Source organism: Burkholderia sp. Ac-20392, from assembly GCF_017104585.1.
GTDB classification, from domain to species: domain Bacteria; phylum Pseudomonadota; class Gammaproteobacteria; order Burkholderiales; family Burkholderiaceae; genus Burkholderia; species Burkholderia lata.
Map to the genome: position 1 here is coordinate 1 of NZ_JAAGPB010000317.1, position 10266 is coordinate 10266.

Annotated in this window: 14 protein-coding genes; 5 read left to right on the forward strand and 9 right to left on the reverse strand. The window is 68.4% G+C overall.

The genetic code is table 11. The features are described 5' to 3' along the window. The 6 genes from mdcE to madL all read right to left on the reverse strand — a co-directional run. Positions 1–625 (reverse strand): biotin-independent malonate decarboxylase subunit gamma (gene mdcE, locus G3N99_RS27135; protein ID WP_206123937.1); only part of this gene is annotated, 625 nt, incomplete at its 3' end. After that, on the reverse strand, positions 612–1616 hold the full coding sequence (locus G3N99_RS27140; RefSeq protein ID WP_241011872.1) for a biotin-independent malonate decarboxylase subunit beta: 1005 nt from the start codon (positions 1614–1616) through the stop codon (positions 612–614). The genes G3N99_RS27140 and mdcE, both read right to left, overlap by 14 nt. After that, positions 1613–1930 carry a malonate decarboxylase acyl carrier protein gene (gene mdcC / locus G3N99_RS27145; protein ID WP_175044879.1) on the reverse strand — a complete coding sequence of 106 codons (318 nt, stop codon included), beginning with the start codon at positions 1928–1930 and terminating at the stop codon, positions 1613–1615. Before mdcC ends, G3N99_RS27140 begins: the two co-directional genes overlap by 4 nt. A gap of 10 nt (positions 1931–1940) precedes the next feature. Then, positions 1941–3587: a malonate decarboxylase subunit alpha gene (gene mdcA / locus G3N99_RS27150; RefSeq protein WP_206123938.1), complete on the reverse strand. Its 1647-nt coding sequence runs from the start codon at positions 3585–3587 to the stop codon at positions 1941–1943. Between the two features lie 134 nt (positions 3588–3721). Next, entirely contained in the window at positions 3722–4489 is a 768-nt protein-coding gene (gene madM, locus G3N99_RS27155) for a malonate transporter subunit MadM (RefSeq protein ID WP_011351577.1), read from the reverse strand. Between the two features lie 11 nt (positions 4490–4500). Further along, entirely contained in the window at positions 4501–4896 is a 396-nt protein-coding gene (gene madL, locus G3N99_RS27160) for a malonate transporter subunit MadL (RefSeq protein ID WP_011351576.1), read from the reverse strand. A 328-nt stretch (positions 4897–5224) separates the two neighbouring features. Between madL and G3N99_RS27165 the strand changes: the two genes are divergently transcribed. Both G3N99_RS27165 and G3N99_RS27170 read left to right on the forward strand, forming a co-directional pair. Then, positions 5225–6073 (forward strand): LysR substrate-binding domain-containing protein, encoded by an 849-nt coding sequence (locus G3N99_RS27165; protein WP_174934883.1) that lies wholly within the window; start codon positions 5225–5227, stop codon positions 6071–6073. Between the two features lie 179 nt (positions 6074–6252). Beyond that, complete coding sequence (locus G3N99_RS27170; RefSeq protein WP_174934885.1) at positions 6253–6534, forward strand: DUF4148 domain-containing protein; 282 nt, start codon at positions 6253–6255, stop codon at positions 6532–6534. A 34-nt stretch (positions 6535–6568) separates the two neighbouring features. Here G3N99_RS27170 and G3N99_RS27175 read toward each other — a convergent pair whose 3' ends face one another. Beyond that, complete coding sequence (locus G3N99_RS27175; RefSeq protein ID WP_206123939.1) at positions 6569–7486, reverse strand: 3-hydroxyacyl-CoA dehydrogenase NAD-binding domain-containing protein; 918 nt, start codon at positions 7484–7486, stop codon at positions 6569–6571. A 247-nt stretch (positions 7487–7733) separates the two neighbouring features. Between G3N99_RS27175 and G3N99_RS27180 the strand changes: the two genes are divergently transcribed. Beyond that, entirely contained in the window at positions 7734–8174 is a 441-nt protein-coding gene (locus G3N99_RS27180; protein ID WP_174934889.1) for an Hsp20/alpha crystallin family protein, read from the forward strand. A 16-nt stretch (positions 8175–8190) separates the two neighbouring features. Then, positions 8191–8601, forward strand: a complete 411-nt coding sequence (locus G3N99_RS27185) for an Hsp20/alpha crystallin family protein (RefSeq protein ID WP_174934891.1) — start codon at positions 8191–8193, stop codon at positions 8599–8601. Positions 8602–8694: 93 nt separating this feature from the next. Here G3N99_RS27185 and G3N99_RS27190 read toward each other — a convergent pair whose 3' ends face one another. Next, a complete protein-coding gene (locus G3N99_RS27190; protein ID WP_206123940.1) occupies positions 8695–9033 on the reverse strand; it encodes a zf-TFIIB domain-containing protein in 339 nt (112 codons plus the stop codon). Positions 9034–9123: 90 nt separating this feature from the next. Beyond that, positions 9124–9879 (reverse strand): TerC family protein, encoded by a 756-nt coding sequence (locus tag G3N99_RS27195; RefSeq protein WP_174947714.1) that lies wholly within the window; start codon positions 9877–9879, stop codon positions 9124–9126. 108 nt (positions 9880–9987) lie between these two features. Here G3N99_RS27195 and G3N99_RS27200 point away from each other — a divergent pair. Then, positions 9988–10266, forward strand: a 279-nt coding sequence (locus tag G3N99_RS27200) for a LysR family transcriptional regulator (RefSeq protein WP_206123941.1), incomplete at its 3' end; no start/stop codon positions are given.

Sequence of the window (10266 nt, forward strand, 5' to 3'; positions counted from 1 at the left end):
CCCGGTCGGCCGGCTTGCCGAGCCATTCGCCGACCTGCGCGTCGAGCGCGCGGGCCGGATCGAGCACGGCGTCGACGGCGCCCATCTGCACGAGATTGTCGAGCCCCGGCGCGAACACCGGCGTCGAGCGCGACATCTCCTTCAGCACGTCGATCGGCAGCTTGGTCACGCGCGACATCGACGGCAGGTCCATCACCTCCGGCTCGGCGCCCGGCACCGCGAGCAGCGTGCGGGTCGCGAGCGCGGTCGCGATGAACGCGCCCGCGGCCGTGTGGCCGTACAGCACGCCGATCGTCCGATGCCCGGCGAGATCCGCGTGCATCAGGCACTTCGCGAGATGCGACAGCCCTTCGTTCAGGCCGAGCAGTTCGTCGCGCTTGCTCATCCGCTGGCTGTCGCTGTCGACCAGCACGAGGATCGGCGTATCACCGCCGCGCGCGATCGTGTCGAGCACGCGCGCCGCGAGCGTCAGCGCCTCGTCGATGCCGAACGGCAAACGGTCGGCGACGCCGATCACGTCGACGCGCGTGCCGGCCAGTTCCGCGTGGCCGGTCAGCAGGCCGCCGTTACGGGCGATCGAATGGCCTTGCGGGAACAGCGAATTCAGTACTTCATCGAGCGTCATGCGGGCTCTCCTGCAATTGGTCGGCGAGCGTGGCGAACGCATCGTCGGGCATCCCCGGGATCGCTTCCGGTGCGCTCGCTCCGAGCGAGCGCCACACGTCGAGCGCGTCCGTGCATGCGCCGAACCGTTCGACGCGCGCTTCGAGGCGCGCCTGTTCCGCGCGCAGCATCGCCGCATCGAACTTCGGCGCGCGGCCGATCAGCTCGAGCGCCGCCGCACGGAACGCATCGGGCGTGTCGGCCACGTAGCGATCCGCGCCGCCGATCAGCCGACGGTGCTTGCCGCCCATCGTGCGCCAGATCAGCGCGCGGTCCTTCGCATCGAATTCCTCGACGCCGCGATTGGTCTCGATCACTTCGGGGCCCGACACGCTGATGCGGCCCTGCTCCGATACCGCGAGCGCCGAGCAGCACGCGGCGAGCAACCCGCCGCCGCCATAGCAGCCCGCGCGCCCGCCGATCAGCCCGATCACCGGCACGCCGGCCGAGCGTGCTTCGACGAGCGCACGCATGATCTCGGCAATCGCGAGTTCGCCCGCGTTCGCTTCCTGCAACCGCACGCCACCCGTATCGAACAGGATCAGCACCGGCTTGCCGGTTTCGCGTGCGGCTCGCAGCAGCCCGGTGAGCTTCGCGCCATGCACTTCGCCGAACGCACCGCCCATGAAGCGGCCTTCCTGCGCGGCGACGAATACCGGCTGGCCGTCGAGCCGGCCGTGGCCAACCACCATCCCGTCGTCGAACTGCTGCGGCAGGTCGAACAGCGACAGGTGCGGGCTCGTCACGCGCTCGGCCGGGCCGAGGAATTCGCTGAAACTGCCGGCGTCGAGCAGCCCGTCGACGCGCTGCCGCGCCGATGCTTCGTACCAGCTCGCGGCGTTCGCGACGAACGCCGGTGCGTCGTGGATCGCGTCGTTCGGCGCCCCCGCCCCTGGGGAGGCACCGGCCCCGTCGGGAGGCAGCGAATGGATGTGAGCGTGGGGGGTGTTCATGACGCGTCTCCCTCGATCGCGCGCACGGCCTGCGCGAGCCGCAGCGACACCATGTCGGGCCGCGCGCCGCCGTCGTTGATCGACAGCTTCAGGCCGCCCGGCGTGCGCCGCTCGACGAAGTCCGTGACGACGGCCTGCCACACCGCGCCGAATCCGACCGCCGCCGTGCGGATGTCGATCTCGCATTCGTTGCCCGGCAGCACGCGCTCGACGAGCACTTCGAGATTGCCGGATGCGACCACACCGACGAGCGCCGCAGCCTGCTCGCCCTTCGCGCGTTCGCGCGCGGTGAAGCGATAGTTCAACTGTTCCATGCCCTTGTCCTTACCAGTTGCGGAACCGGGCCGGCGGCGCATAGAGCCCGCCCGACCAGTGCACGAGATCCTTGATCGATCGCGCGGCGAGCCAGCGGCGATCGGCGTCGAGCGGATCGATGCCGAGATCCTCCGGGCGGCGGATCACGCCGCGCTCGCGCAGCCGCTCGACCATCTTCCGGTCGCGGCCGCGGCCGATCTCCGTATAGCCGGCGACGCCGCGGATCGCGTGCTCGCGCTCGTCCTTGTCGCGACACATCAGCAGGTTCGCGATCCCTTCCTCGGTGACGATGTGCGTGACGTCGTCGCCGTAGACCATGATCGGCGCGAGATCGAGCTGCAGCTTGTCGGCGAGCTTCAGCGCGTCGAGCTTCTCGACGAACATCGGTACGTTCTTGTCGCCGAACGTCTCGCCGATCTGCACGACGAGCTTGCGGCCGCGCCTGAGCGCCGCCGGCGTGTCGGGGTCGGCTTCCGCGCCGGCCTTCAACCACGGCTCGCTCGGATGGCGCCGGCCGCGCGCGTCGCTGCCCATGTTCGGCGCGCCGCCGAAACCGGCAATGCGCTCGGCCGTGACCGTCGACGAATGGCCGGACAGGTCGATCTGCAGCGTCGAACCGATGAACATGTCGCACGCATAGAGACCGGCCGTCTGGCAGAACGCGCGGTTCGAGCGCAGCGACCCGTCGGAGCCCGTGAACCATATGTCGGAACGCGCACGGATGTAGTCGTCCATCCCGACTTCCGAGCCGAAGCAGTGGATCTGCTCGACCCAGCCCGATTCGATCGCGGGAATCAGCGTCGGGTGCGGATTGAGCGCCCAGTGCGAGCAGACCTTGCCCTTCAGCCCGAGCTTCTCGCCGTAGGTCGGCAACAGCAGCTCGATCGCGGCCGTGTTGAAGCCGATCCCGTGGTTCAGGCGCTTGATGCCGTACGGCTCGTAGATGCCCTTGATCGCGAGCATCGCGGTGAGGATCTGCGTTTCGGTGATCGCGGCCGGATCGCGCGTGAACAGCGGCTCGACGTAGAACGGCCGGCCGGCCTCGACGACGAAATGCACGCGGTCGCCCGGGATGTCGACGCGCGGCACCTTGTCGACGATGCGGTCGACCTGCGCGATCACGATGCCGTCCTTGAACGCGGTGGCCTCGACGACGGTGGGCGTATCTTCGGTGTTCGGGCCGGTGTACAGGTTGCCGTCGCGATCGGCGCTGACCGCGGCGATCAGCGCGACCTGCGGCGTGAGGTCGATGAAGTAGCGAGCGAACAGCTCGAGATAGGTGTGCACCGCGCCGAGCGCGATCTTGCCGCCGAACAGCAGCTTCGCGATCCGCTGCGACTGCGGGCCCGAATACGCGAAGTCGAGGCGCTTCGCGATGCCGTGCTCGAACACGTCGAGATGCTCGGGCAGCACGACACCCGACTGCACCATGTGCAGGTCGTGGATCTTCGCGCTGTCGACGTCGGCGAGCGCCGTCGCGAGCAGGTCGGCCTGCTTCTGGTTGTCGCCTTCGAGGCAGACGCGGTCGCCGGGCCGCAGCACCGCTTCGAGCAACGCCACGGTGTCGCGCGCATCGACCCGCTTGCCCTGCGCGTAAGCCGCGCCGGCCGCGAGCCGTGCATCGCGCGCCTGCCGCGCGTGATTCCATCCCGTCATGAACAGTTCTCCCGCTTCGATGGTTCAGCGGCATTCTAAGCCTGGCGCCGCCGCCGATTGATGATGTTGACGAATGCGACTCAGAGGACGCGGCGATGGATGCGACCCGCGCACGGGCCGCCCATCGTCCGGGCCTATGCGCCGACCAGCGCGCGCGTCGTGAAAAACAGCACCGACGGGCCGAGCAGGCAGCCGACGCCCGTATGGAACGTCGCGACGAGCGCGCCGTACGGGACGAGCCGGCGATCGGTCGCAGCGAGCCCCGCGCTCACGCCGCTGACGGTGCCGGCCAGGCCGCCGAAGATCATCGCGGAACGCGGCGTCTTCAGGCCCATGAAGTTGGCCGCGACCGGCGTGCCGACCATCACGATGATCGCCTTGACGAGCCCCGTCGCGATGCTGAGCGCGATCACGTCCGAGCTTGCGCCGATCGCCGCGCCCGTGACCGGGCCGACGATGTAGGTGACGGCGCCCGCGCCGATGGTCGTCATGCTGACCGCGTCGGTGTAGCCGAATGCACGCGCGATGCACGCACCGACGATGAACGGCAGCACGGTGCCGAGCAGCAGCGACACGACGCCGACGAGCCCGGCCTTGCGCGCCTCGGTCGGCTGCACTTCGAACGCGGTCGCGACGATCGCGAAATCGCGCAGCATCGCGCCGCCCATCAGGCCGACGCCCGCGAACAGCGGCACGTCGGCGATCCCCTTCTCGCCGCCGGTGAATGCGCCGCCGACGTAGGCCAGCGCGAGGCCGATCACGATCGCGATCGCGGAGCCGTGCACGCGGCCGAACGTGAGTTTGCGCGACGCGATCGACGACAGCCACATGATCAGGCCGACCAGCGCGAACGACGCGACGAGCCCGTTGTGGGCGACGGTTTTTTCGAGCATCTGCAGCATGGCGGCCTCCGTCACTGTTCTTCGAATTGCGGCACGCCTGCGAAGGCCGTGTCGTCGCGCCCGGTGCGCACGAGTACCGCGATGCAGCATGCGCAGATCGCGACCGCGCCGACGGCGGCCAGCAGCGCGACCGGCCCGCCCTTCAGCGCGGCGACGACGTTCTGGTTCGCAGCCATTGCAACCACGACGGGGATGTACATCGCGCCCCAGAAACCGACGCCGGCCTCGGTCTCCTTCGGCAGCCAGCCGCGGCGGTGCAGCCACAGGCGCAGGCAGATCAGCAGCAGCATCGCGATGCCGACGCCGCCGACGTTGGTCTTCACGCCGATCGCGCCGCCGAGCAGGTCGCCGAGGAACAATCCGGCCAGGTGGCAGAACGCCAGCAGCGCGGTTCCGTAGATGATCATGAGTCGTCTCCAGTCTCTTCGTGACGGGCGTATTGCCGCCAGCAGGAGCCGAACCTTGCCCGCCGATCCCGTGCCGGGCGTGTCTCCTGCGGCGGTGCGCCGCGGCCCGGCGGCCCGTCATGCGGGCACGTTCTCGGGCGGTCGATGGGATGATGCGGTTTCGGGCCGGACGCCGGATGCCTTAGACTGAACGAAGCAGCCGCCGGCCCGACGCGGGCTACGCGTCCGGTGCGCCCCGTTGCGGGCCGCACCGGGGCGTGATCCGATACTAGCGCCGCAATATCCGGCCATTTATGAAGTTGTCGAAACCGATTCAGTGGATTTAGCAATGCGTCCGTTACCGCCCGAGCTGCTGCGCAGCTTCGTCGCCGTCGCCCAATCCGGCAGCTTCACCGCCGCGTCCGAGCGCGTGAGCCTGTCGCAGTCGACCGTCAGCCAGCATATCCGCCGCCTCGAGGAACTGCTCGACCGGCCGCTGTTCGAGCGCGACACGCGCAACGTGCACCTGTCGCAGCACGGCGACGCGCTGTTCCGCTACGCGGTGCGCATCCTCGAACTGATGGACGAGGCCGTCACGTCGGTGTGCGGGCCGCCGCTGTCGGGCAAGGTGCGGCTCGCGATGTCGGAGGATTTCGCGTCGGCGCACCTGACCGCCGCGCTCGCGAGCTTCGTGCAGCGCAATCCGGAAGTCGAGCTCGCGATCTCGACCGGGCTGTCGGGCGACCTGTTCGACGCGCTCGACGAAGGGCGGCACGATCTCGTGTTTGCGAAGCGCATCGCCGGCAGCCGGCGCGGCCGCGTGATCCGCAGCGAGCCGCTGTACTGGTGCACGGGCCCCGATTCGCGGATCACCGGCCACGAGGCCGTGCTGCCGCTCGCGATGCATCCGGAGCCGAGCGTGTCGCGCCGCCGCGTGCTCGAATCGCTCGAAGCCGTCGGGCGGCCGTACCGGATCGCGGTCGTGAGCAGCAGCGTCGCGGTGTTGCGCGCCGCGGCGAGCGCGGGGCTCGGCGTCAGCGCGTTCGCCGGCTACGTGATCCCGGCCGGGCTCGCGCGGCTCGAGGCCGGGCTGCCCGAACTCGGCGAACTCGAATACGTGATCGACCGGCCGGCGGCCGCGTCGCGTTCGACGCTTGCACTCGAAGCCACGCTGATTGCCGCAGCGTCGGAGTTGTAACCGCACCGGCGCGGCAGCCGCAGAGGGGACCGCGCCTGGTGCCCCCGCCCGCAACTGACAGCTTTGCCCGGAACGCGTCATCGTCCACGCAGCACCCGCTCGCGACAATGGGACCCATCGGAACGCACGGCCAGCCGCCGCGCGCATCCGGTGTCCCGTCCCCTTGATCGGAGCACGCCATGAATGTCATGCGATTCGCTGTCGCGACCGCCGCCGCCGCCCTGCTGTCCCCCGCCTTTGCCCAGACGTCCGATACCTCAGCGCCCGCGCAGGGGCTGACCCGCGCGGAAGTCATCGCGCAACTCAAGCAGGCCTATCTCGACGGCCAATTGCCGACGAACGACGGCAACTACCCGCCGAACGCCGCGACCCGCGCGCGCAACCGCGAACTCGTGCAGGCCGCGAGCCCGGCATGGCTCGCGCAGACGCCGCAGGCAGCACAAACCGCCGCACAGCAATAGCCGGCCGCGGCCCGGACGCGACGCCGCGGCGCGGTCACGGCAGGAAGCTGCGGCGCCGCGCGTCGATCAGCTCGACGAGCAAGCGGTCGCGTTCGGCTGCCAGTTCCTGCATCGAGCGCTCGCCCTGGATCGCGCGCAATTCGTCGTTCAGCTTGCGATCGACGTCCGGATCGAACGAAGGCGTGCCGAGGTCGTCCCACCAGCTCGTGATCGGCCCCGACAGGTGTTCGAGAAAGTGCTCGATCCCGCCCGCGCCGCCGCCGAGGTGATAGGTCAGGCACTGCCCCATCAGCCCCCAGCGCAGGCCGGGGCCCCATGCGACGGCCTTGTCCGCATCGGCGACGCTCACGACGCCTTCGCCGACGAGGTGATACACCTCGCGGAACAGCGCGGCCGCGAGCCGGTTCGCGACGTGGCCGGTCATCTCCTTGTTGAGGACGATCGTCTGCTTGCCGAGCGCATCGTAGAAATCCTTCACGCGCGCGATCACGTCCGGGCTGGTGGCATCGCCGCCGACCAGCTCGACGAGCGGAATCAGGTGCGGCGGATTGAACGGATGCGCGATCAGGCAGCGTTCCGGATGCTTGTCGCACGCGGTCTGGATGTCCGACATTTTCAGGCCCGACGAACTCGACGCGATCGGCACGTGCGCGGGCAGCACGTCGTCCATCTGCCGATACAGCGCACGCTTCAGGTCGAGCCGCTCCGGGCCGTTTTCCTGCACGAAGTCGACACTATCCAGCGCGCGCACGAGATCGGCGTCGAACGACAGCCTCGCGGAAAGTTCGGCGGCCCGCTCGCCGAGAAACGCGGCGAGAGATTCGCGCAGCCGCGTGTCGGCTTGCGGCGCCGGATCGGTCGCGACGACGTCGAAACCCTGCGTCAGATAAAAGGCGGCCCAGCTTGCGCCGATCACGCCGGCGCCGACGATCGCGATGCGTCGAATGTCCATGATTGTCCCGTGTCGTTGGTCTGCAAATAGATCGCGGCGATTGTCGCATCGAACCGCACGGGCATGCATTGACGCAGATTGCAGATTCCCTCTTGAAATGCGCTTCGGCTGCCACTAATTACACGTCGTCGGGCAGTGCACCATCCAGCGCACTGCCCCCGTTTCGACCCAGTGGAGCTCCCACGTCGCGCCCGCCGCAGGCGTCGCGCCGTCACGTCTCCCGTGTTCCCTGTTCAGGAGGACCAACATGAGCGGTATCCATTTCGGCAGCGACCTGTTCGACGAATTCGCCCGCGTGCAGCGGCAAGTGGCCAACCTGCTGGGCGAACGTCCGTCCGGCATTCGCGCGGTGCGGCCCGGCGCCTTCCCCGCACTCAACGTCGGCGCGACCGACGGCGCCATCGAGATCGTCGCGTTCGCGCCCGGCATGGCCGCGGCCGACTTCGACGTTTCGATCGACAAGGACCTGCTGACGATCAGCGGCGAGCGCAAGCCTGCGCCACGCGCCGAAGGCGACGATTTGCGCACCTATGCACAGGAACGCTTTCACGGTGCATTCCGTCGCGTCGTCGAGCTGCCGCGGGATGCAGACCCCGACCAGGTCAGCGCCCGCTACGAAAACGGCTGCCTGCTGATTCGCGTCGGCCGGCGCGAGGCATCGAAGCCGCGTGCAATCACCGTTCAATAATATTCAGGATACCGACATGAATGCGAACCCGACCCTGGCCGAGCGTCAGACGAACACCGTTCACCCTGCTGCCGCCGAAGCCGCCCGCCGGCCCGCGATCACGCCGGCTGTCGACATCGTCGAGAATCATCTCGGCGTCACGCTGCGCGCCGACCTGCCCGGCGTGCCGCGCGAAAACCTCGACGTGAAGGTGCACGACAACACGCTGACGATCGAAGCCGACACGCAGATCGACACGCCTGCCGAACTCCGCGTGCGGCACGCCGAAATCCGCGCGACGCGCTATGCACGCAGCTTCGTGCTGAGTCCCGATCTCGACACGTCGAGGATCGACGCGAACCTGCGCGACGGCGTGCTAACGCTGACGATTCCGCGCCGCGAGGAAACGCGTCCGCGCCGCATCGACGTGACGGCCGGCAACGCGTAAGCACCCACGCGGGTGATCATCCCGCACGCATGAAAAAGCCCCGCCGGGTACGCGCCCGGCGGGGCTTTTTTACGACGTGCGGTGCAATTGCGATCAGTCGAAGTCGAACAGGTCGAACACCGACTTCCGGCGACGCTGCTGGCCGTCGTGTTTGTAGCGATCGTCGTGCGAGCGGCCATCGTGCCCGTCACGGCTGTCATGCGCGCGACCGTCGCGCCCCCACCCGCCGTCATGGCCGCGCGGGGCTTGCGCATCGTGCCGCACGGGCGTCTCGTCGCGGCGCGCTGGCGCGTCGCCGGTCTCGCGTGCGATCAGCTTGTCGAGCTCGCCGCGATCGAGCCACACGCCGCGGCAGGTCGGACAGTAGTCGATCTCGATCGACTGGCGCTCGGCCATCAGCAGGTCGGGCGTCTTGCAGACTGGGCATTTCATCGCGTCTCTCCTTTCCGTGCGAATTTCGTCTGGATTCCGTATGAGGCGCGTGACGCCGGCCACCGCGGTAGCCGTGTCACGCGCGGGGGCTCAGTGGCCGTCCGTCGATGCCGGGCGCTTCGCCTTCGCGCGCCGCGCCAGCATGTTCATGCCTTCGACGAAAGCCGAGAACGCCATTGCCGCGTAGATGTAGCCCTTCGGCACATGCGAGCCGAACCCTTCGGCGATCAGCGTCATGCCGATCACGACCAGGAACGACAGCGCGAGCATCACGATGGTCGGGTTGCGGTCGATGAAGCGTGCGAGCGGCTGTGCAGCGAACAGCATCACGGCGACGGCGACGATCACCGCGACGAACATGATCGGCACGTGTTCGGTCATGCCGATCGCGGTCACGATGCTGTCGATCGAGAACACGATGTCGAGCATCACGATCTGGCCGATCGCGGCCCACACCGTCAGGCCGACCGCGCCACCCGAACCGCCCGCGCCTTCACCGTCGCGCGACACGTGGTGATGGATCTCGGTGGTCGCCTTCCACACGAGGAACAGGCCGCCCGACAGCAGGATCATGTCGCGCCACGAGAACGCATGGTCGAACAGCGTGAACACCGGTTCGGTGAGGCTCGCGATCCACGCGACGCTGCCGAGCAGCGCGAGGCGCATCACCAGCGCGAGCGCGATGCCGAGGCGCTGCGTGCGGGCGCGCTGCGCCTCGGGCAGCTTGTTGCTGAGGATCGAGATGAAGATCAGGTTGTCGATGCCGAGCACGACTTCCATCACGACGAGCGTCAGAAGCGCAGCCCAGACGGCGGGGTCAACGGCAAGCGTCAGCAGGTAGTCCATGAAATGGGCCGATACGAAAGTGGAAAGCCAGATGATATGCCGCCCCGGACTTCGGAAAAATCAGAGAGAATCTGACTTTTGATTCGGTTTTTCCGAAATTACGATCCGATGCTCAATTTCCGACATCTGTACTACTTCTGGGTCGTCGTGAAGGAAGGCGGCTTCGCGCGCGCGGCCGCGCGGCTCGACATGGCCGTGCAGACCATCAGTGCGCAGGTGCGCGAGCTCGAAAAAGCGCTCGGGCACCAGTTATTGCGCCCGGCCGGGCGCGGCGTCACGATGACCGACGCCGGCCAGGCCGCGTTCGCGCGCGCGGAGGCGATCTTCGAAATGGGGCGGCTGATCCCCGACGAAGTGCGCGCGGCGGCCAGCCAGCCGACCGTGCGG